Genomic DNA, 22,287 nt, shown 5'->3' on the forward strand with positions numbered 1-22,287 from the left:
ACGGACATGCTACTGAGAACATGTCGATCGAGACATCTTTATAAGGAGCTCCACCGCCTCGCGCGCGGCCGCGGCGGGCGAGTAGGCGGTGTCGGCGACGCCGGAGATCACGCGGGTGATGTCGTGGTCGATCGCGCGGGGTTCGGCCCAGGCCGCGCCGGGGGCGGCGGTGAGGTAGACCGAGAAGGCGTGGTGCATGGAGCCGGGGCGCTCGCCGATGACGTGGATCAGGCGGCGCGGGCCGGGCAGGCCGGCGAACAGGGCGGCGCCGACGGCGTAGCCGGCGCGCACGCGGCCGCCCGCGAGCACGAACACGTCGGGCGCGAGCGCGAGGCCGGCGGCGCGCAGCTCGGGGGCGAGGACGTCGAGGAAGGGGAACAGGTGGTCGTCGTCCATCAGCGCGCGGGCGTTGAGGCCGTCGGACACGACCAGCACGGTGTCGTGACGACCCGACCAGCTGTCCTTGAGGACATGCAGGGCCGCGAGCGCGGCCGGCTCGAGCGCCTCGCCGGTCGTGGGATGAAGCATGTACTCGTCGCGGTCGCGGGCGCGGGTGCGGAGGACGCGGGCGGCGGGGATCCGGGCGACGAACTCGGGGCGCCACTCGGCGCGCAGGCTGTCGCGGGCGTCGGCGTAGAGCGAGCGGACCTCGGCGTCGAGCGCGGGCGGGAGGTCCCACGGGCGGTCGCCGTGGCCCACGCCGATCGCCACGCCGCGGGCGCGCACGGCCGCCAGGGCCGCGCGGCCCTCACCGGCGATGACGTCGGCCGGGCGCGCGTCGCCGCGGGCGCGGCACAGTTGCAGGTGCACCCACACCGGATCGCCGAAGTGTCGCGTCGGCCGGCCGCGCTCGTCGACGACGCCGAGGCGGTCGCGGAAGAACGCCCACATGCGATCGTCGACGCGGGTGCCGAAGCGCTCGCGCAGGCGCACGTGGTCCTGGAACGCGGTGGTGAGGTAGCCGAGCATCGGGTCGTTCTTGGTCGGCAGGGCCATGAGGTAGCCCGGGCAGGCCGGGGCGATCCGGTCGAGGCACCAGTCGAGGTCGTCGAGGCCGATGTCCATGTGCAGGGTGGCGCACACGTCGAGGCCGATCATCAGGCCGTGCAGCTTGGCCATGGCGATGTCCTCGAGGCAGCAGCGCACCAGCTGCTCGCGGGTGCGGAACACCTCGGGGCCGATGAAGCCGGCGACGTCGTTGACGTGGACCCACGGAGAGGGATCGAGGCCGAGGCGGCGGCGGGCGTCGGCGATGTCGGCGCGGAGCAGGCGCGCGAGGCCGTACTTGCGCGCCTCGTGCACGAGCATGTCGACGCCCTTGCCGTGGCCGTTGGTGAAGTCGGCACCCTGACCTGTCTCGAAGTACAGGCCCCAGCGGCCGGTGCGGGCGCGGGCGTGGCGGCGCAGGCCGGCGAGGTCGAGGCCGAAGGTGGCGTTGGCGTCGTCGGAGCCGGCGATGCTCTGGAACCAGATGCCGGTGGTGCCGGGCGCGGCGGCCTCGACCTCGGCCTGGACGTCGATGTGGGCGAGGACGCAGTGGGGGAGGGTGTCCTGCAGGCCGAAGCCGACCAGGATGTCCCAGAGGACAGCCTCGACGGCGGCCACCGAGCGCGGGTCGGAGGACACGGGGTTGGTGCCGAGGACGACGTCGCCGACGGCGTAGGAGAAGCCGGCCAGCACCTGCCAGCGGATATCGTCGGGGTGGTCGGTCGGGCTGTTGGGCTGGAGCCGCGCGCCGAGGTAGCCGCGCGCGCCGAGCCGGCTGCCGGGCAGCGGGTGGAACAGCCGCGCGCCGAGAGCGACGAGCTCGGCGTCACTCATGAGCTTGACGAGGCAGGCGACGACGTCGCTGGCGAGGCCGGGCAGGAGCGCCTGGACCTCGGCCTCGTCGGCGCCGAGCACGAAGGCCTTGAGCTGTCCCAGCGACCAGCCGGCGACGTGGGCCGCGGCGCGCGGGTCGAGGCCGGCCGCGAGGGCGTGCCACAGCTCGTCGCGGAACAGCGGGGCGGCGGCGAGCCGGCCGACGGCGGTGGCGGCGAGGAGCCGGCGCGCGGCTGTCCGCGAGGCCAGGTCGGCCGCCGCCAGGCCGAGGGCGGCGTCACCCTCCTTGAACTCGTTGGCCGCGCCGATGAGCTGGCGCCGCCGCACCTCGTCGCCGCCGGTGCGCGCGAGGTAGCTGAACAGGTCGTCGCCGGGCTGGACGTCGTGGACGCGGACGGCGGGCATCATCGCAGGAGACGATAACGCGTCCGCACGGAGAGGCGAGCGCCGGGCGCCGACGCGGCGCCCGGGGGCGTGGAGGCGCCGAGGACGCGACTTCGCGCGAGCGGCGCGGGGCGCTCGCGCGCGAGTGGACGGCCGGCGCGAGCGGAAGATGTCCTTGAGGACAGGTGATGTCGGCGCGGCGATCGAGCACGTGTCCTTCGAGACATGTGGGGCGAGGGGCCGCGCCGAGCTGGCGTGTCCTCGGGGACATGTGCGAGCGAGCCCGGCGGCGCTCACTCGGGGTCGCGGAACACGGGCGCGCGGCGGCCGAGGTGGGCGCGGACGGCCTCCATCTGGTTCTCGCTGCCGAGCAGGGTCAGCTGCAGGTCGGTCTCGCGGCGGAACGCGGCGGCGACGTCGAGCTCGGGGGCCTCGTTGCACAGGGCCTTGGCGGCGCGGACGGCCTGGGGCGACTGGGCGGCGATCGTGCGCGCGAGCTCACGGGCGGCGGCGAGGGGGTCGGCCTCGACGCGGGTGACGAGGCCGAGGCGGGCGGCCTCGTCGCCGCCGACGACCCGCGCGGTGTAGATCAGCTCGCGGGCGACGTCGGAGCGGACGAGCCGCAGCAAGGTCTTGGAGATGCTCATGTCGGGGATGAGGCCGTACTTGAGCTCCATGACGGCGAGCTGGGCGTCGGGAGCGGCGATCCGGATGTCGCAGGCGAGCGCGAGCTGGAGGCCGCCGCCGAGCGCGGCGCCGTGGATCGCGGCGATCACCGGGACCTGTACTTCGGACCAGATCCAGCAAGCGAGCTGGGCGAGGTTGGCCGGCGAGGCCTCGCCGCGATCGAGCAGCTTGTGGCCGACCTCCGGCGCGGCGAGGAAGGCGCTCCAGTCGAGGCCGGCGCAGAAGGCCTTGCCCTCGCCGTGGAGGACGACGGCGCGCACGCGCGGGTCGGCGGCGACCTCGCGGCCGGCGGCGACCAGCGCCTCGAACATGGCGAGGTCGAGGCCGTTGCGCTTGTCGGGACGATTGAGGCGGACTTCGGCGACCCCGGCGTCGACGGAGACGATCACGCGCGGCTGGCTCTCGCTCATGCGCGCGAGTGTATCCGATCGCGGGCTCAGGCGCGCCCATGCGCGAGCCGGCGGATTGCGACGCAGAACGGGACGATCCGCCGCGGGAGCCTGACCCGAGAGGCAGGTCTCATGACGAGACCGGGGCGGGGACGTCCGGCTCGAGGGTGAAGCTGCGCGCCGCCTCGGCGCGCTTGCGGTTGCGCTCGATGCCGAGGGCGTCGAAGCCGTGGGCGTTGGCGACGGCGAGGATCGTGCCGATGCCGCAGAACGGGACGACGATCCGGGTGGTGACGGGCGACAGGCGGCGCACGGCGGCGACGGCCGCCTCGGCGGCGCGCGTGCCGATGCTGTGGCTCCACGGCAGGACGCCGAGGTCGGGCAAGACGTCGGGCGTGGGGTGGGCGGCGTCGTCGCGCGCGCGGCGAGAGAACGCGAGGATGTGCGAGTAGCCGGGACGGCCGTGGATCAGGCTGCCGGGCGGGCGACGGCAGACGATCTTGTGGAAGAGGAGCGGGACCTCGAGCTCGTCGGCGACCCGCAGCACCAGCCCGGCCTTCGACACCCAGCGACCCTCGTGCTTGTTGTCGGTCTGGATGAAGATCCCGAGGCCGTCGTCGGGGACGGCGAGCAGGACCGCCCGCGCGGCGACGAGGAAGAACTCGCGCCAGCGCTCGAGGCTGACGCCGAGCTCGCTCACGTCGGGCATGGTGGCGATCACGGAGCTGTCCACAAGGCCAGGTCGCTCGGCGAGCCAGGCGACGGCGTCGCCGTGCACGACTTCGCGCCGGGGAGAGGTGTCGGACACCGGCGAAGGATAGAGGAAGATCGCGCCGGCGCCGGACCGCCGTGGTATGCGATCTCACAGGCCATGACGACGAAGGCGGCGATCCTCGCGAGCTTGTGGTGGGTGGGGTCGGGCTGCACGCGGCACGCAGGAGCGGAGCCGCCGACGACCGCGCCGCCGACGACCGCGGCGCCGGCGAGCCCGCCGAGCGCCGCGCTCGACGGGCTCACGCCGGTGCGGCTGGCGTCGTACTCGCCGGGCTCGTCCTGCAACCTCGTGCACGACGGCCGGCACCTGTACTGGCTGGTCCAGAGTATGGCCGAAGAGACAGGTACGAAGAAGGCGGCGCGCGCGGAGCAGGCCGGCGCGTGCGGGGCGACCCTCGACTGCGCGCGCACCCGCGGCGCCGTGATGCGGGTGCCCGTCGCCGGCGGACCGGAAGAGGTGGTGGCGCGCACGAGCGAGTGGCCGTGGTCGCTCGCGGCCGACGCGACGTCGCTGTTCTGGATCGGCTACTGCTCGTCGGCGCTGTGGACGGTGGCGAAGTCGGGCGGGACGCCGGAGACGTTGGGGCCGAAGGGGCTGCAGATCGTCGACCACGCCGTCGAGCCGGGACGGATCCTGGTGGCGGAGCGGTTCGGCTCGACGAAGGGGATCCACGCGATCGATCGCCGGACCGGTGCGGCGAGCGTGGTCGCGGCCGGCGGCAGGGCTGGATGGTCGATCGGGACGCTGGGGGCGCGGGTCCTGTGGGCCGAGGACGCGAGCGGGGCGTACGCGGTGTACGCGGCCGCGCAGCCGGGCGAGCGCGCGCAGGTGGGGGCGATCCGCGGCATGCCGATGGACGCGCAGGCGGTCGAGGGCGGGCTGGTCGTGCGGACGACGGCGGCGATCGTGCGGATCGCGGAGGCGGGGCCGCCGGTCGAGATCGCGGCGCTGTCCGAGTACGGCGATCGCGGCAGCCTGGGGATCGCCGCCGGCTCGGTCTACTGGGCCAACGGGCGCGCGGGGACGCTGGCGCGGGTCGGGCCGGATGGCGCGAACCGGGAGGTGCAGGTCGGCGGCGAGCCGTGCGGGGTGGCGGTCGACGAGCAGCACGTGTACTGGCTCGACCGCGGCCGCGAGGCGGTGATGCGCGCCCCGCTGGCCCTGTTCGCCGGACCATGAGAAGGCCGCGCGCGGCCCGGGCGGTCCTGATAGCGTGACGGCATGGTCTGGCTTGCTCGCCCCGTCGCCCCCGCGTTCGCTTTCGCCCTCCTCCTCGGCCTCGCCTGCGGCGACAGCGGGACGATGGCCTCGGCGACCACGAGCGAGTGCCCGGTCGGCGGGCAGGGCTGTCCGTGCACGCAGGGGGGCGGCTGCGACGGCGGGCTGGCCTGCGAGGGCGGGGTGTGTATGCCCTCGGGGACAGGGTCGGAGGGACAGGAAACTTCGACCAGCTCGACGCCGACCACGAGCGGCAGCGAGTCGGCCAGCGGGACGACGACCGGCGGGACGACGACGGAGGCGACGACGGCGGTCGAGCCGACGACGACGGGGACGACGACGAACGGCGGGCCGAAGCTCGACGTCGGGATGGACACGACGGGCGGGCCGCCGGCGCAGGGCTGCACGAAGATCGACATGCTGTTCGTGCTCGACGGCTCGGGCTCGATGAACGAGGAGCGCAGCGCGCTGGCGGCCATCAACGCGTTCACCGAGGTGGTCGACACGCTGGCGATGCTGGGCGACGGCGACATCGACTACCGGATCGCGGTGACCACCGACAACGACGACGGCTTCATCACGCCGGGCTGCTGGCAGGAGCCGGACCCGTGGGTGAGCTCGGTCGGGCACACGCCGATGGAGGTGGCCCAGGCGTTCTCGTGCGCGGTGTCGGGCTTCGGCAACAACGTGTTCGAGGCCGAGGTCGGCTGCGAGCACGTGCTGACGAGCGCGGTCGACCTGCTCGACGGCGACGCCAGCGGGTTCGTCCGCGAGGACGCGCTGCTGGTGCTGGTGCTGGTGACCGACGTCGACGACTACGGGGCCTACGACCAGGTCGGCGGCAACAACTGTGGGATCGGCTGCGGCACGCCGCCGACGCCGGTGGCCGAGCTGACGCAGCGGCTGGTCGACGACGTGAAGCTGGGCGAGGCCGACGGGGTGGCGGCGATCGTGATCGCGGGCGACCCCGACGTCGCCGCGGGGGTCAACTTCTGCGGCCAGCCGGGCTCGTGCGGCTGCAACGGGCTCGATTGCGGGGTGTTCCACGCCGACAGGCTGTGGGAGTTCGTCGGCATGCTCGGGACCAACGGGCACGCGGCCGACCTGTGCGCGGGGGCGCAGGCGGTGCCGAGCGCGGTCGAGACGGCGCTGACCTCCAGCATCGACCTCGCGTGCGAGCAGTTCGAGCCGCCGCAGTGAGCGGGGGCGGCTGGTGTTTTGCCCGGGCTTGGCGTAGGCGTGGTGCGTGCGCGCGACGCCCACCGCCGACCTCCCGACGCCCGAACTCGAACCCGACACGGCGGCGATGCAGGCGCTGGTGGCGGCCGCGATGGCGCGGATCTGCGAGCACATCGAGGCGCTGCCGCGGATGCCGGCCTGCGACGTGGCCGGCGGGGCGGCGCTGGCCCGCGAGCTGCGCGAGCGGCTGCCGGAGCAAGGGAGTACGTTCGAACATGTCCTCGAGGTCCTGTTCGATCGGGCAGTCCCGTGCAGCTTCAACACCGCGGGGCCGGGCTACCTGGCCTACATCCCGGGCGGCGGGCTGTTCCTGGCGGCGGTGGCCGACCTGATCGCGGACGCGACCAATCGCTACGTCGGGGTGTGGCAGGCGGCGCCGGGGCTGGTGCAGCTCGAGACCAACGCGGTCCGCTGGTTGGCGGAGATCGTCGGTCTGCCGGCCGGCAGCGGCGGGTTCTTGACGACGGGGGGGTCGCTGGCGACGTTCTCGGCGGTGGTGACGGCCCGCGTGGAGCGGCTCGGCGAGCGCTTCGACGACGGGGTGATCTACACGTCGGAGCAGGCGCACCACTCGGTGCAGCGGGCGGCGCGGCTGGCCGGGTTCCGCCGCGATCAGGTGCGCGAGGTCGCGGTCGACGAGCGGTTCCGCGTCGACGTCGAGGCGCTGGCGCGGGCGATCGGCGAGGACCGGGCCCGCGGGCTGCGGCCGTGCATGATCGTCGGTCACGCGGGCACGACCAACACCGGGGCGGTCGACGACCTCGCGGCGCTGGCCGACGTGGCGGCGCGCGAGCGGGTGTGGCTGCACGTCGACGCCGCCTACGGCGGGTTCTTCTGCCTGACGGCGCGCGGGCGGGCGGCGCTGGCGGGGATCGAGCGCGCCGACTCGGTGACGCTGGATCCGCACAAGGGCATGTTCCTGCCCTATGGGACAGGTTGCCTGCTGGCCCGCGACCCGGCGGCGCTGCGCCGCGCCCACGGCTCGCCCGCCGACTACCTGCCGCCGATGCAGGAAGACCCGGAGTTCGTCGACTACTGCGAGCTGTCGCCCGAGCTGTCGCGTGACTTCCGCGGGCTGCGGGTGTGGTTGCCGCTGAAGCTGCTCGGGGCGCAGGTGTTCGCGCGGGCGCTCGACGAGAAGCTCGACCTGGCGGAGTCGTGCGCGGCGGCGCTGCGCGAGCTGCCGGGGGTCGAGCTGGTGGCGCCGCCGCAGTTGTCGTTGCTGGCGTTCCGCCACGCGCCGCCGGGCGTCGCCGAGGGGCCCGCGCTCGACGAGCACAACCGTCGCTGGCTGGCGGCGATCAACCGGCGCGGGCGGGTGTACCTGACGAGCACGGTGGTGCGCGGTCGCTTCGTGCTGCGCGTGTGCGTGCTGTCGTTCCGCACCCACCGCGACCGCGTCGACGCGGCGCTCGCGGACATTCGCGCGGCGCTTGCGGAGGTCGGTGGATGAGGGCGGGCTCGGCGCGTTCGCGCAGTCTCCGCAGTTTCGGGCGATCCCCGGGTCGATCGCACCACGCCCGGCGCCCTTGATCGCCCACGAGGCCACAGAACGCGGTTTTTCGCCCCGGATCTTCATCCTCGCGCGGGCCGGCGGGGCGCTCGAATTCAAACGACGGCACCGGAGGGCGCGCGAGGACTTGCGTCGCCACCGGCACCTGCGCTGACATCCAGGCAAAGAGTTTGACTGCCCGTGTCCTGCGGGGCACCTAACTCCACAGCGCCCCGGCAGGGGCTGAAAAGGTCCGAGCACCCGATGACCCAGGCCGATCGTCTCGAGACATTCATCCGCGGCATCCCCAAGGCCGAGCTTCATGTCCACATCGAGGGCACCCTGGAGCCGGAATTGATGTTCTCGCTGGCGCGCCGCAACGGCATCGCCTTGCCGTGGATGGAGGTCGAGGAGCTACGCCAGGCGTACGACTTCCACAACCTCCAGAGCTTCCTCGACATCTATTACAAGGGCACGGACGTGCTCCAACACGTGCAGGACTTCTACGACCTGACGTGGGCGTACTTCGAGCGGGCGGCGCGGGACAACGTGCGCCACGTCGAGCTGTTCTTCGACCCGCAGACGCACACGCGCCGCGACGTGCCGTTCGAGACGGTGATGACCGGGATCCACGGGGCTCAGGTCGACGCCGAGAAGCGGCTCGGGATCACGTCGAAGCTGATCCTCTGCTTCCTGCGTCACCTGTCCGAAGAGTCAGCCGTCCAGACGCTCCACCAGGCGGTGCCGTTCCGCCCGTGGCTCGGCGGGGTGGGGCTCGACTCGTCGGAGTCGGGCAACCCGCCGAGCAAGTTCAAGGACGTGTTCGCCGAGGCGCGCGAGGAGCGGTTCCCGGTCGTCGCCCACGCCGGCGAGGAGGGCCCGCCGGCGTACATCCGCGAGGCGCTCGACGTGCTCGGGGCCCAGCGCATCGACCACGGCGTGCGCTGCGTCGAGGACCCCGAGCTGGTCGAGCGGCTGGCCCGCGAGCGGGTGCCGCTGACGGTGTGCCCGCTGTCCAACGTCAAGCTGCGGGTGTTCCCGCAGCTGGCCAAGCACAACCTCAAGGCGCTGATGGAGCGCGGGCTGCTGGTGACCATCAACTCCGACGACCCGGCGTACTTCGGCGGCTACATCGGCGACAACTACCTCGCGTGCGTGCGCGAGCTGGGGCTGTCGCGCGACGACGTGATCGCGCTGGCCAAGAACAGCTTCTCCGCCAGCTTCCTCGCCGACGCGGACAAGCAGCGCCACATCGCGGCGGTCGACGCGTTCGCGGCGGCGAACCCCTGAGGCTGCCCGCGAGGGCATGCTCCAAAGGGCAGGTCCCGGGCGCCATGGCGCGCGGAACCTGCCCTTGAGAACCTGTCCTTCAGGGCATGGCGCTGCGGCTGTGGACGGCCTCGCGGTCCATCAGCTTGCGGGCGCGATCGATCAGCCGGACGAACTCGGCGCGGTGGCCCTCCGGGTCGGGCAGCTCGGCCGACTGGGCCCACCCGCGGGCGGCGGCGAGGTCGAACTTGTCGAGGTTGGGCGAGCCGCGCAGCTTGAGGGCGAAGGCGGCGACGGCGGCGGCGAGGTGCAGCTGCGGCGAGGCCTCGTCCCAGTCGTCGTGGGCCTCGGTGATCGGCAGCTCGAACTTGGTGCTCTCGCGGCCCTCGGGCTGCTTGTAGCGGACCTTGACGGTGAGCAGCTCGGCGTCGTCGGGGCCGGCGGGGCGCTGGTACTTGAGGTTGTCGACGGCGGCGCCGGGCACGGGGCGGCCGGCGGGGACGACCTCGTAGAGCGCGGTGACGCTGTCGCCTGCGCCGAGCTCGCCGGCGTCCTTCTTGTCGTCGTTGAACTGCTCGGCGGTGAGGGTGCGGTTCTCGTAGCCGATCAGGCGGTAGCCGGCGACGCGGTTGGGGTTCCACTCGACCTGCAGCTTGACGTCCTTGGCGACGGTGACGAGCGTGCCGCTGGCCTCGGCGACGAGGACCTTGCGCGCCTCCTTCTCGGAGTCGAGGTAGGCGTAGTTGCCGTTGCCGTGGTCGGCGATCTGCTCCATCGTCCGATCGTTGTAGTTGCCGCGGCCGACGCCGAGGACGGTCAGGAACACGCCGGTCTGGCGCTCCTTCTCGATCAGCTTGATCAGGTCGTCGTGGTCGGTGAGGCCGACGTTGAAGTCGCCGTCGGTGGCGAGCAGGACGCGGTTGATGCCGCCCTTGACGAAGTGCTTGTGGGCCTCGGCGTAGGCGAGGGCGATGCCGGCGCCGCCGTTGGTCCCGCCGCCGGCGCCGAGGCGATCGATGGCGCGCAGGATCGTCCGCTTCTCCGAGCCGGGCGTGGTCGGCAGCGCGACGCTGGTGCTGCCGGCGTAGGTGACGAGCGAGATCCGGTCCTCGGGGCGGAGCTGCTCGGCGAGCAGCGACAGGCCCTTCTTCACCAGCCCGAGCTTGTCGTCGTCGCTCATCGAGCCCGAGGTGTCGACCAGGAACACGAGGTTGCGCGGCGGGACCTGGTCGGTCTCGATCTTCTTGGCCTGCAGGTGCACGCGCACCAGCTGGTGGCCCTTCTTCCACGGGCACGGGGCGACCTCGGCGCCGACGCCGAGCGGGTGCTCGCCGGTGGGCGTGGGGTAGGCGTAGTCGAAGTAGTTGATCATCTCCTCGACGCGCACGGCGTCGGGCGGGGGCAACCAGTTGTCGCCGAGGAACCGGCGGACGTTGCTGTAGCTGGCGGTGTCGACGTCGATCGAGAAGGTCGACAGCGGCGCGGCGTGGCTCAGCGTCCACGCGGCCTCCTTGACGGGGGCGTAGCGGTCGCCGCCGGGGGCGCCGGCGGCTTGATGCCCGGCGAGGCCGCCCCACACGTCGGCGTCGTCGCTGCCGACGGCGAAGGCGCCGCCGTACGGGCTGCCGATGGTGCCCTGGCCCGTGCCGCCGCCGCCGCGACCGGTGCCGACGAGGCCGAGGCCGCCGACGCCGTGGGCCTCGCCGATCTCGGTGCCGGGGAGGTTGTCCCAACCATGGGCCATCTGCGGGATGGCGTCCTTCGGGCCCTTCATGGCGTAGAGGCCCGACTTGTTCTTCGCGGTGGGCTTGCCCATCTTGCCCTCCTCGCCCTTGTGGCGCTGGCCGGCGCCGGCGGCCTCGTCGTCGCCGTTCTCGAGGTCGACGGGCGCCTCCTCTTCGATCACGTCGGGCCTGGCGATCGCGCGGAGGAAGCGGTTGGTCGAGAAGCCCCCCTCGCTGACGATCTCTTCGATCGTCGGATCGGGGGTGCAGGCGGGGAGCAGCGCGCCGAGCAGGGCCACCGCGGCGGGGAGGAGGCGCGCGAGGCGGGCGCGCTGCGGGGGGACGAAGTAGTGCGGGACGACGGGACGGACGGGCGAGGTGCTGCGGTGCATGACGGCTCTCCGAAATCGACGCGGCCCGAGACACGCGACGACGGCGGCGGTTCCTCGCGGCGGAAAAACTTCGCGTATGCGTGCGCCGAGGCGGGTCGCAGCGACGACCCGCGAGGAGCCCGGGAACCTGTCCGAAGGGCGGTTGTCGGCCCGCGGCCGGTCGCTCACGGGTCGGCGAGGAGCACGGTCGCGCCGGCGCCGAAGGCGTCCGCGGTGACGATGTCGAGCGCGCCGTCGCCGTTGAAGTCGCTCACCGCGAGGTCCATCGGCCCGGCGCCGACGTCGAAGCGCGCGATCGTGAGGACGTCCTGCACGCCGAGGCCGCCGACGACGACGAGCTCGCCCCTGGTGTGATCGACGGCGACGACCTCGTGCGGGCCGTCGCCGTCGAGGTCGGCGCCGATCACCGCGTAGAGGCCCTCGCCGAGGACGAGCGGGATGTACTGGCCGAACTCGCCGCCGCCCAGGCCGGGCAGGATCGCCAGGTGGTCGGAGGTGAAGCTGGCGGTGGCGATGTCGAGCAGGCCGTCGAGGTTGAAGTCGGCGGCGACGAGCCGGCGCGGCTCGGGGTTGACGAACCGCTGGCCGTCGTGGACGAATTGACCTGTCCCATCGGACAGGAGGATGGTGACGCGGGCCTGGTTCTGGTCGGCGCTGACGAGGTCGAGGCGGCCGTCGCCGTCGACGTCGGCGACGATGACGTCGTAGGGCTCGATGCCGACGGGGTAGACGACCGGCTCGGCGAACTCGCCGAGGCCGTCGCCGAGGAGGACGAGCACGGCGTTGCCGATCTCGTCGACGACGGCGAGGTCGAGGTCGTCGTCGCCGTCGAGGTCGGCGGCGGCGAGGGCCCGCGGCGAGGTGCCGGCGTTGACCGGCTGGGGCGGGCCGAAGGCGAGGCCGGGACCGGTGTGGCGGTAGACGCCGACCAGGCCGAGGCCGGAGTCGGCGAACACGAGGTCGGGCATGCCGTCGCCGTCGACGTCGCCGGCGATCGCGTCGCGCGCGCGGGAGAAGGCCGGGACGGCCGGGCCGGCGACGAACTGGCCGCTGCCGTCGCCTGTCTGGATGGACAGCGCGCCGGAGTCGAAGTCGGACAGCAGGAGGTCGTCGTCGCCGTCGCGGTCGAGGTCGGCGACGACCACGGAGACCGGGCGCGGGCCGGTGGGCAGGTGCACGCCGGGGGCGAAGCAGAATTCGCCGGGCTCGCGCAGGCCGTCGCCGCAGACCGCGGCGGGGCCGGTGGTGCCGGTGGTGGTCGAGGTCGCGCCGGTCGTCGCGGTGGCGGTCGTGGTCGGCGGGTCTGAGCTGGTCGTCGGGACATGTCCTGACGAGCTGGTCGTGGTGGAGGCCGTCGCGGACGCGCCGTCGCCGGCGGCCGGATCGGTCGGCGTGCAGGCGACGAGGAGGGCGAGGAGGGCGCGGGCCTTCACCGGACGAGCATACGCCGGTCAGGCGCGGCCGAGCGCCCGCTCGACCTGCTCCGCCGGCGGTGGTCGGCTGAGGGCGGTGCCGAGGAGGGCGCCGGCGATCGCCGCGAGCAGGCCCCAGGCGACCGGGAGCACGCCGAAGGGCGCGGGCAGGACGCCGGCGAGGGCGAGGGCGAGGGCGAGGTTGCCGGCGGCGATCGAGGCGATGGCCCCGGCGGCGGTGAAGCGGCGCCAGCGGACGCCGAGCAGCAAGGTGGGGGTGAGGGTGACGTAGCCGGAGAAGCTGAAGGCGGCGATGTCGAACAGCGAGGCCGGGCGCGCGAGCACGAGGACGAACACGGCGGCCGACAGCGCGAGCGTGAACAGGCGCGCGGCCACGACCTCGCGCGCGGGCGCGAGGCCGGGACGGACGCGGCGCAGGACGTCGCGGGTGAGCATCGACGAGAGGGTCAGCAGCTGGGCGTCGAGGGTCGACATCACGGCCGCGAGGACGCCGGCGAGCGCCATGCCCTGAAGGACAGGTCCGAGGTGACGCGCGACGAGCAGCGGGAAGATCGCGTCGCTGGCCTTGCCCTGCAGGCCCGGCACCTCGGCGGCACCCCACACGCCGAACAGCACCGCGGGCAGCCACAGGACCACCAGCACGAGCGGATAGAGGCGGCAGACGTTCTTGAGCGCGGCGGCGTCGCGGGCCGCGAACACCCGCACCAGCATGTGCGGGAAGGCGATCACGGTCAGCGAGATCGCCAGCGCCCACGAGGCCCACGGACCGGGGGCGAAGGCGCCCGTGGTGGCCTTCTCGAGCAGGTGCGGGGCCCTGGCCTGGACGGCGGAGGTGGCGGCGCCGAGGCCCCCGAGGCGATCGGCGATCAGGAAGAAGGCGGCGACGATGAAGCCGAGGAAGGTCGCGCCCTGAAACACGTTGGTCCACATGGTCGCGCGCATGCCACCGAGCGCGGTGTAGGCGATCGTGATGCCGAGGATGAGGGCCGAGGCTGCGCCAAAGGACAGGTTGCCCTCGGTCAGCACCTCGGCGGTCAGGCCGGCGCCGATCACCGCGGTGACCATGTAGGGGAGGGTGTAGAGGAAGAACGCGGCGAACAGCGCCAGGCCGACGGCCGGCGAACCGAGCCGCTCGGCGTAGAGCTCGGCGGGGGTGATGGCGCCGAGGCGCCGGGCGACGCGGCGCGCCGGTTCGCCGATCAGGAAGAAGGTGAGCGGGATGCCGAAGCCGACGATCGCGGCGTTGAGGCCGAACACGGCGACGCCCTGGTGGTAGGCGAGGCCGGGGATCCCGAGCAGCACGAACGGGGTGACGTTGGTGCCGAACAGCGCCATGAAGAGGACGGTGGTGCGCGTGGCGCGACCGCCGAGGAAGTAATCCTCGGGGGTGCCCGCGGTCCGGCGGTAGGCGACGACGCCGATCACGAGGGTGATCGCGAGGTAGGCGGCGACGACCAGGCCGATCGCGGCGAGCGAGGTCATGGGTCGTCCTGGTCTTCGGGCCAGATCGCGCGCGAGGTCATGTAGAGCACCAGCAGCGCGGCGGCGGCCATCCACAGCAGGTGGTAGGCGAGGTCCCACGGGAGCCAGCCGAGCAGGAGCTCACCGGGGCCGGCGTTCCAGGTGTCGACGTGGAGGACGACCAGCGCGACGCCGAGGACGGCGAACAGCCGGTGATGGGCCGCAGCGGACACGCGGCGATGGTACGCGAAGCAGGAGCGCGGCGGCGCGACGGCGAAGCGTGAGCTCGTGGCCCGTCGGTTCGCGCGTCAGCTGGCGAAGATGCAGTACCGCGGCTGGTCGCTGCAGACGTTGTCGACGCAGGCGAGGCTCTCGCACTGGTTCGGCTGGGTGCATGGCTCGCCGCCGGGTCGCTGGGCCCGGCACACGCCGGTGGCGCTGTCGCCGGTGCTGCACCAGGCTCCGGGCCCGCAGACGTAATCGCGGCACGGGTCGCCGACCTCCGGGACGGGGACGCAGATGTCCTGGTCGAAGTCGCAGAAGTGGTCGGCCGGGCAGTAGCCGAGGGTCCGCTTCGGCTCGCCCTCGCGGCACACCTCGCCCTCGTCGAGGGGCGGGAGCGGGCCCGTGCAGACGCCGCCGTTGCAGAACAGATCGGGGCCGCAGGGGTCGACGAGGTCGACGATGAGCTCGCAGGCGTCGCCCTCGGCGCGCTTGCCGACGAAGTCCTGGCAGCCGCCGCACGGCGAGGCGGAGTCGAGGCCGCAGGCGGTCCACTCGTGCTGCAGCACCCGCTTGCGCGCGCACAGCGGGTCGAACTCGCTGCCGGCCGCGAGGTAGACGTCGTTGCGGTGGGCGTTCTCGGCGGTCTTGTCGTCAACGCAGGTCGGCGAGACCGCGGCGCAGCCGCACGACTCGAGCTTGGCGCACACGGCGACCGCCAGCGCCTCGGCGTACTCGTCCGGGCTGGCGAAAGGCTCGAGGTCGGCGGGGCATTCGGCCGGCGCGGTCCCCGTGGCGTCGCCGCCGGTGGCGGGCAGCGGGTCGGTGTCGGTGCCGTCGGACGGGTCGGGGCCGCAGGCCAGCAGGAGCGAGAGGACGGCCAGGCAGGGTCGGGTGTGGTACATCTATGAACCCCTCTTCATCCAATTCTCATGTGAAAGCACACGGTTCAGGACCGAACTTCGGCCCTGTTTGCCCCAACAGCGCCCGCCAGGGCGGTATTCCCGGAGATGAAGGGGGCTCCGGACCACGCTCCGGCGAAAAATACCTGTTGCGTCTCCATGGGGATCGTGTAGAAGGGGGGCCCCTTCGGGCTCGTAGCTCAATTGGCAGAGCAAGGGACTCTTAATCCCTGGGTTGTAGGTTCGATTCCTACCGGGCTCACCGAAGAAAGAAGACCAGAGGTCACAGACCCCTGGTCTTCTTGTTTTTGGTCGTCCTCTTTTTGGTCGTCCTCGCGCGGTCCGGAGCTGTGGCGCGAAATTCGGGTCGCAGCCCGGCTGCCGGCGGCAAATGCGACCGATCGGGGGATATCTGTTAACCTCGACCGGTCATGCGTCCGCTCCGACCTGCCCTGTTGGCCCTGGGCCTGGCCCTGGCCGCCTGTTCGATGCAGCCGGTCCACATCTCCGAGATGGAGACGAAGATCCCCCAGCCCGGCGAGCTGCGGCGCATCGAGTACCCGCTGTTCGTCATCCTCGACCCGGCCAAGCTGCCCGACACGATGACGGTCCTCGGGCAGGGGGTGAAGCCGATCGAGGTCGACGGGCTGCACACGTTCGTCGAGCGCGACCTGCAGCGGACGATGACGCAGCTGTTCACGACGGTGACGGTGGCGCCGCCGTCGACCCCGGCGCCGAGCGGGATCTTCCTCACCGGCGAGGTGCTGGTGAACTCGCTGTCGAGCTTCGTCGGCACGCGCGGGCCGGGGACGCCCTCCGGGGTCTACGTCCGCATGCAGTGGAGCTTCCGGATCCGCGCCTACGGGGCGCCCGCCGACGCCTTCATCTACCAGGGCACGGCCGAGAGCACGGTGCCGATCACGTCGACCGGCTCGACCCAGCCGGCGCTGCAGTCGCTGTTCGAGGACGCGCTGCGCCGCCTCGTGTCGCACTACGACGGGCAGAAGGCGTACGACCGCATGTCGCGGATCGGCGCGTGAGGCGGCGGGTCGCGCCGCTCACTCGAAGGCGGCGACGCGGACGGTGATCTCCTTGGCGTCGCCCTCGGGGACGATGAAGCGGGCCCGGTAGAGCGTGCCCGTGTCGTCCTGCATGTAGAGCACGGTCTCGCCGGCGCCGAGGCGCAGCTTCTCGCGGATGTCGTCGCCGGCGCCGTCGATCGCGGTCGACGAGGCCTTGCAGCTCGGCTGTACTTCGGGACAGGTGAAGAAGCCGGGGTTGGCGTGCTTGTACTCGGCGCCGGGCGGGAGGTCGTCCTGGGCGACGAAGAACAGGTAGGGCAGGCCGTCGCCGCCGCGGCGGTAGTAGAAGTCGACGGGGCCGTTGTTCTTCCAGTAGTCGCCGAGCAGCAGCTGGGCGATCTTCGGCGCCTGGTCCTGCAGGTAGGGCCGCACCGATTCGGCGATCTGCGGGCCGGTGACGCCGATGTCGATGTCGCGCAGGGTGAAGGCGACGTCGGCCGAGCCCTCGGGGATGGCGCCGCCGGGCGGGGTGTGCAGGGCGATCTGGGCGACCTCGTTGATCAGCTCCCACACGTACTGATCCTTGGGCGGGTTGCCGAGGTTGAGGAACACGTCGAACAGGGCCCACCCGGGCGGGTTGGGCCCGACGTAGATGTGCGCGCCGAGGTTGCAGGAGAACAGCACCTCGTAGCACTTGTCGAAGATCCGGTTCTTGTACTTCTCGCGGCCGCCGGCGACGATCACGCTCTCGAGCACCCACGGGTCGATCGCCCACGCCGAGCCCGGCCACATCGACTTCACGAGGTCGACGTTCTCGGGCAGGTTCTGCTTGCAGGCGTCGTCGCCGGCGCACGAGTTGATGAAGTCGTCGTGCTCGGAGATGGCGAACCGCAGGTCGACCCGCGGGCTGTCGGCGACGCCGACGATCGAGAACTTGGCCGGGTCGTTGAAGTCGAACTCGAGCGGGTCGCCGAAGGTCGGGCCGGTGACGTCGACGACGGTCGACATGTAATCCTTGCCCTTGGACAGGTCGATGCCGTCGAGCAGGCGCAGGTTGCTCGCCGCCTCGATGTTCATGGCGAACTCGGGCGTGAGGCACTCGCTGGTGATCGGGAAGTCGGGGTCGACGATGCCGGGGTGGCCGCCCATCGGGCCGAGCTTGGTCGCCAGGGTGGTGAGGTCCTGCAGGGCGTCGTCGAGGTAGAGCGGCAGCGACTTGCCGTCGCCGCCGATGTGCGGGTGGGTGGCGAGCAGGTTGCGCTGCAGCGCGGCGACCAGCTCGGGCGTGGTGATGAACTCCTCGGTGCGCTGGATGCCGAGCGTCTCGGACAGGATCTGGCTGAAGCCCCCGCCGATCCCGAGGCCGTCGGCCAGGCCCTGCATGCCGTCGATCGAGGTGCCGTCGACCTTGGCGTTGGCCGGGGTCATGGTGAGGATCCGGATCAGCGAGTACTCGGCGCTGCTCTGCCAGGTGTTGTCGGGGCCCTTGAAGGTCTGACCCAGCGGGGTGGCGCCGCAGTTGTGCTTGGGGTCGGGATCGTCGGCCTTCCAGCCGGTGCCGCAGGCGCCCTTGATCTCGTCGAGGGTGTTCTTGAGCAGGGTCTCCGACTCGATGTCGAGGAGCTTGATCTCTTTGGCGGTGGCGCCGAACAGCTCCGCGGCCTCGGCCTTGTTCATGCTCAGCTTGAGCGGCGGGACCGGGTCGTCGTTGAGGCGCAGCACGAACTCCTCCTCCGGGCCGAAGTTGTCGGCGCCGGTGGTGGTCGGCTGCTCGGTGTCCCCGTCGGTGGCCGACGAGGTCGGCGGCGCGCCGGTGGTGCCGGTCTCACTGGCAGAGTCGGCAGGCCCGCCGCCGCCGTTGCAGGCGACGAGGGCGAGGACGAAAAGGCTGGCGGTCGGCTTCGTCGTGGCCATTGCGGCTCCCCTACGATTCCACCCTATCACAGCCGCTCACGACGGCGCGACGGCAGGCCGAGAAAGCGCCGCGAGCGGCCCCAGCGTCCTCCTGCCCGCGGGCAGGGGCGCCGGACGCCGCTCGCGCCGGTGCGAACCTCGTACGCTCGTCAGGCGAGGAGGTTCATCGCGTCGTCCTTCTCGATGACGATCGGGTACTGCTTCATCAGCTCGTGGCCGTCGATGCCGGCCAGGGCGCGCAGGTTGGCGTGGACGTGGCGCGGCTCGATGTGGATGCCCGAGTCGCTCTGCTTGAGCGTCTTGGGGTCCCAGTTGAGGGCGTTGTGGCGCTCGTCGCTGCCGCCGATGACGGTGTCGCCCTTGATGCCCTTGCCCATCATCATGAGGCTGGTGATGGCCCAGTGGTCCTTGCCCCGGGTGTCGTTGTAGCCGGGCGTGCGGCCGAAGTCGGAGCCGCACAGGACGACGAAGTTGTCGCCGATGCCCTGCAGGTCGGCCTCGGTCCACAGGAAGTCGAGGCCGTCGAGGATGTTGATCAGCCGCGGGATGTGGTTGGCGTCGTGGTCGCCGTGGGTGTCGAAGCCGCCGATGTCGAGGTTGATCGAGATCGTGATGCCGGCGCGGAAGGCGGCCAGCGCGACCTGGATCTGGCGACGCAGCGGGTTCGGCCCGTTGTCGAGCTCGTCCGGCAGGTACTGCTGCAGCTTCTTCAGCTCGTTGCTGCCGGTGCGCGAGGCGTACATGTTGCCGACCGCCTTCTGCACGCGCGGCAGCTGCTCGGTGGCGAGGAGCCGCTCCTTGCGCGCCTCCTGGGCCTTCCTGATCAGGTCGCCGGCGACCGTCGAGTGGAACAGGCTGAGCTCGTCCTCGGGGTTGGCGCGGTCGGGGTAGGCGATGCGAGCGAGCGCGCCGGTGTTGCCGCTGCGCGTGCGGGCGACCTGGCCCTGCGTGTCGTCGTAGCCGCCGAAGGAGAGGTAGCTCATCGGCAGCGCGTGCCCGTGCACGGCGGCGATCAGCGCGGCGAGGCTCGGGTAACCCTCGGCCAGGCGGCCCGACCAGCAGTGACGCGAGCCGCTGTCGTGGCCGTTCGACTGCATGTCGAGGCCGTTGATCACGCGCAGCCGCTTGTAGTGCTTGTCGAAGAAGGTCTGGTAGGCGGTCGGGTTGTCCTCGGTGCCGATGTTCGGGTAGCGGATGTTGCCCGCGGCCTCGATCTGGTCGGTGGTGAAGGCGTGGTTCATCGCCTCGGGATCCTCGGGGCCCTTGCCGCCCTTCGGATCGCACAGCGAGGTCGGGTCCCAGCCGCCGCCGGCGTTGAGGAACACCCACAGCGGGCCGCCGTAGGTCTCGGCGAGCGGCGGGAGGTTGGGGTTCTTGAACGCCCCCGGGCGGCGGCCGGCGAACACGGTCGGAGACACGGCCGCGAGGCCCGCGAGGGACATGAGCTTGAAGAAATTACGACGGTCCATGATGTCCTCCTTCGGGGCCTATTCGTGCAGGAAGCGGTAATCCGACAGCATGTAGGCGAGGACGCCCATCCACGCGCGGATGGTGTAGTCGCTGTCCGTGTTGATCCGGTTCTCCTCGGGGAGCGGGTTGCCGGTCCACCAGTCCTGGTTGGCCCGGCACGGCGGCTCGACCGGGTAGGTGCCGGCGGCGAGGCCCGCCTTGCCGTCCTGCCAGATCTCGAAGAACAGGTTGTACGCCGCGTCGATCTCGGGGTCGCCGATGTCGTAGTGCTCGCCCAGCACGTGGTCGTACAGGTGCGCGATGTTGGCGCGGATGGCGTCGGTCACCGCCGGCACGGCGAAGCCGTTCTCGTCCTGCGGGACGAAGCTGGTCTCGACGTACGGGAACAGCAGGCGGTCCGACGGGTCCTTGGCGAACTCCCGCGCGGTGACCCGGCACGACATCTCGTTCGACATGCGCAGGGCGATGTTCGCCATGATGCCGTTCGGCTCGGTGATGCGGGTGACGATCGAGTCGGAGTCGATGCCGCCGTAGAAGATCTTGTACTCGTTCTCGTTGAGCAGGTAGTCGGAGTCGCCGGGCCCGTTGCGCCACGGGTAGCCGGTGACCGCCTCGATCTTGCGCGCGAGCTGCTCGGGCGTCAGGTGCTGCGCGGTGCCGAGGTTCGCCAGCTCGCGGGCCCGGCCGTCCTCGAGCTCACCGCGCACGTTGGTGGCCCGGAAGTAGTCGGTCTTGATGATCTCGCGGAAGACGACCTTGAGGTTGTAGTTGTTCTCCTTGAACTTCTTGGCGATGCCCTTGATGACGCGGTCCTGGACCTCGAACGCCTTGAGCGCCTCCTCGAAGCCGGGCATGGCGGCGTCGAACGGCTCGTTGAGCGGGTCGTTGCCGGTGAGGCCCTTCCACACGATGGTGACGGCGGCCTGGGCGAAGCGGTCGTCGGCGACGAGCTGCTTGGCCAGCCACTGCTCCGACTTGGCCTCCTGGCCCTCGGGCACCTTGGCCTCGCCGAAGCCCGGCAGCAGCATCTCCGGGTACCAGAACATCGCCTCGGTCTCGGCCTGCGGGACGTAGTCGCCCTCGTCGTTGAAGTTCTGGAAGGCGCCGGCGACCGGGTCGATGACGTTGTGGCAGACGTTGCAGTTGGGGTTCTCGCGCGTGGCGTTCGGCGTCTTGATCGCGGTGGGATCGATCGGCCGCTCGCCGAGCCGCAGCACGTCGGTGGCGAGGAAGAACTTGTAGGTCATCCGCGCGCGGTGGCGGTTGCGGTTGGTCGGCGTGGTCGGGAAGCGGTTCAGCCACATCGCCGAGGTCAGCACCCCGGCGTGCGGGATGCCGGGCAGCTTGCCGGTGGCGAGCTCCTTCCAGTCGTTGGGATCCTTGAACGGCACCGTCACGCCGTAGGCCTTGGCCGAGAACGGCGTGAAGACCATGTAGTCGGCCTCGACGATGTCGGTGTACGGCAGGTCGTTCTTGACGATCCACGCGACGAGGTTGAGCGCCTCGCGGGCGACGCTGGTGTTGGTCCACCAGCGGTACTGCTCGCGCTCGTCGTCCGGCAGGCCCTCGAACCAGTAGGCGTCGGGGTACTTCTCGGCGTTGAGCAGCTCGACGGCCCCGTTGCCGCCGATGTAGCGGTCGGTCAGGAACACGTCGTTGTAGATCTCGATGACGCGCTCGATGAACGCGTCCTCCTTCATCAGCGCCTCGAGCACCGGGTCGAGCTGGTCGATGCCGAAGCCGCGGACCGCCTCGTACTCCTCGGGCGTCGGCAGGCGGCCGGCCAGCGCCAGCGTGGCCTTGCGCAGGGTGTCGACCTCGTCGAGCAGCTCGACGTCGTCGAAGAAGTTGCCGAGGTTGACCTTGCCCTCGCACTCGACCGGGTTGTTGAACCGGTTGAGCAGCGCCTGCAGGTCCTGGTACTCCTGGCTGTCGGGCTTGAGCTGCAGGCCGCCCTCGTGCTCGACCCGCATCGACGGCTTGGCGAGGATCAGCGGCAGGCCGTCGACCTCGTAGCGCGCGAGGTCCTGCACCAGCTTCATGTTCGCCTCGAGGTAGCCGGGCACCTCCTTGGGCGTGAGGACGAACTTGGTGTGCTTGGCGACGCCGGTCGAGTTGTGACAGGCGTTGCAGGTGGCCGACAGCGTGGTCGCCCACACCTTCTCGCGGAAGAACACGTCGGTGGGTACACACTCGCCGTCGTCGACTTCGGAGCAGGCGGTCAGGCCGAGGCCGAGGCAGGTGCCGGTCACGGCGATCAGCGCCGCGCGCTTGACCAGCTCGCTGGTTCGTTTCGGGTGAGAACGGGTCATCGTGCGACTCCTCGTGCTAAAGGGGCGAGACGCATGCTCGCCACCGATGCATCGTAAAGGCGACTACACAGCCGCTGCAAGCACTACACGCGGGCGAATCCGATCGCCGCTCGCCGGCCGCGGAGCCGGGGGGAAATACCCGAGGGCGATGCAGACGAGAT

16 protein-coding genes and 1 tRNA gene are annotated in these 22,287 nt (G+C 71.6%); 6 read left to right on the forward strand and 11 right to left on the reverse strand.

Translation table 11 applies throughout. The annotated features are described in order from the left end of the window. Positions 1–9: 9 nt before the first annotated feature. The 3 genes from eutB to K7C98_RS38620 all read right to left on the reverse strand — a co-directional run bounded on the left by eutB (position 10) and on the right by K7C98_RS38620 (position 4,089). Complete coding sequence (eutB, locus tag K7C98_RS38610; protein ID WP_224196926.1) at positions 10–2,226, reverse strand: ethanolamine ammonia-lyase subunit EutB; 2,217 nt, start codon at positions 2,224–2,226, stop codon at positions 10–12. Between the two features lie 272 nt (positions 2,227–2,498). Further along, positions 2,499–3,302, reverse strand: coding sequence for a crotonase/enoyl-CoA hydratase family protein (locus K7C98_RS38615; protein ID WP_224196927.1), 804 nt, complete (start codon positions 3,300–3,302; stop codon positions 2,499–2,501). Between the two features lie 109 nt (positions 3,303–3,411). Then, the gene (locus K7C98_RS38620) at positions 3,412–4,089 is read right to left on the reverse strand and encodes an SAM-dependent methyltransferase (protein WP_224196928.1); all 678 of its coding nucleotides are present in this window, start codon (positions 4,087–4,089) and stop codon (positions 3,412–3,414) included. Positions 4,090–4,152: 63 nt separating this feature from the next. On the opposite strand from K7C98_RS38620, the gene K7C98_RS38625 reads away from it, so the two are divergent. From K7C98_RS38625 to K7C98_RS38640, 4 genes are all read left to right on the forward strand, one after another. Then, the gene (locus K7C98_RS38625; RefSeq protein WP_224196929.1) at positions 4,153–5,235 is read left to right on the forward strand and encodes a hypothetical protein; all 1,083 of its coding nucleotides are present in this window, start codon (positions 4,153–4,155) and stop codon (positions 5,233–5,235) included. Positions 5,236–5,277: 42 nt separating this feature from the next. Then, positions 5,278–6,474, forward strand: coding sequence for a hypothetical protein (locus K7C98_RS38630; RefSeq protein ID WP_224196930.1), 1,197 nt, complete (start codon positions 5,278–5,280; stop codon positions 6,472–6,474). Positions 6,475–6,520: 46 nt separating this feature from the next. Then, on the forward strand, positions 6,521–7,966 hold the full coding sequence (locus tag K7C98_RS38635) for a pyridoxal phosphate-dependent decarboxylase family protein (RefSeq protein WP_224196931.1): 1,446 nt from the start codon (positions 6,521–6,523) through the stop codon (positions 7,964–7,966). Between the two features lie 303 nt (positions 7,967–8,269). Continuing rightward, a complete protein-coding gene (locus K7C98_RS38640) occupies positions 8,270–9,295 on the forward strand; it encodes an adenosine deaminase (protein ID WP_224196932.1) in 1,026 nt (341 codons plus the stop codon). Positions 9,296–9,374: 79 nt separating this feature from the next. Here K7C98_RS38640 and K7C98_RS38645 read toward each other — a convergent pair whose 3' ends face one another. The 5 genes from K7C98_RS38645 to K7C98_RS38665 form a co-directional block, all read right to left on the reverse strand. Next, positions 9,375–11,390 (reverse strand): vWA domain-containing protein, encoded by a 2,016-nt coding sequence (locus tag K7C98_RS38645; protein WP_224196933.1) that lies wholly within the window; start codon positions 11,388–11,390, stop codon positions 9,375–9,377. Positions 11,391–11,554: 164 nt separating this feature from the next. Further along, positions 11,555–12,823 (reverse strand): FG-GAP repeat domain-containing protein, encoded by a 1,269-nt coding sequence (locus tag K7C98_RS38650; RefSeq protein WP_224196934.1) that lies wholly within the window; start codon positions 12,821–12,823, stop codon positions 11,555–11,557. 18 nt (positions 12,824–12,841) lie between these two features. Beyond that, a complete protein-coding gene (locus K7C98_RS38655; protein ID WP_224196935.1) occupies positions 12,842–14,305 on the reverse strand; it encodes a sodium:solute symporter family protein in 1,464 nt (487 codons plus the stop codon). Beyond that, positions 14,302–14,517, reverse strand: a complete 216-nt coding sequence (locus K7C98_RS38660; RefSeq protein ID WP_224196936.1) for a hypothetical protein — start codon at positions 14,515–14,517, stop codon at positions 14,302–14,304. Before K7C98_RS38660 ends, K7C98_RS38655 begins: the two co-directional genes overlap by 4 nt. Before the next feature lie 75 nt (positions 14,518–14,592). Beyond that, on the reverse strand, positions 14,593–15,411 hold the full coding sequence (locus tag K7C98_RS38665) for a hypothetical protein (RefSeq protein WP_224196937.1): 819 nt from the start codon (positions 15,409–15,411) through the stop codon (positions 14,593–14,595). 186 nt (positions 15,412–15,597) lie between these two features. Here K7C98_RS38665 and K7C98_RS38670 point away from each other — a divergent pair. Beyond that, positions 15,598–15,670 (forward strand) — tRNA-Lys (locus K7C98_RS38670). Between the two features lie 169 nt (positions 15,671–15,839). Continuing rightward, a complete protein-coding gene (locus K7C98_RS38675; RefSeq protein ID WP_224196938.1) occupies positions 15,840–16,448 on the forward strand; it encodes a hypothetical protein in 609 nt (202 codons plus the stop codon). An 18-nt stretch (positions 16,449–16,466) separates the two neighbouring features. Here K7C98_RS38675 and K7C98_RS38680 read toward each other — a convergent pair whose 3' ends face one another. The 3 genes from K7C98_RS38680 to K7C98_RS38690 all read right to left on the reverse strand — a co-directional run bounded on the left by K7C98_RS38680 (position 16,467) and on the right by K7C98_RS38690 (position 22,126). Further along, positions 16,467–18,344, reverse strand: a complete 1,878-nt coding sequence (locus K7C98_RS38680; protein WP_224196939.1) for a hypothetical protein — start codon at positions 18,342–18,344, stop codon at positions 16,467–16,469. Positions 18,345–18,493: 149 nt separating this feature from the next. Further along, positions 18,494–19,813, reverse strand: coding sequence for a DUF1501 domain-containing protein (locus tag K7C98_RS38685; RefSeq protein ID WP_224196940.1), 1,320 nt, complete (start codon positions 19,811–19,813; stop codon positions 18,494–18,496). Between the two features lie 18 nt (positions 19,814–19,831). Next, on the reverse strand, positions 19,832–22,126 hold the full coding sequence (locus tag K7C98_RS38690) for a DUF1588 domain-containing protein (protein ID WP_224196941.1): 2,295 nt from the start codon (positions 22,124–22,126) through the stop codon (positions 19,832–19,834). Positions 22,127–22,287 lie beyond the last annotated feature (161 nt).

Source organism: Nannocystis pusilla, from assembly GCF_020073745.1.
GTDB classification, from domain to species: domain Bacteria; phylum Myxococcota_A; class Polyangia; order Nannocystales; family Nannocystaceae; genus Nannocystis; species Nannocystis radixulma.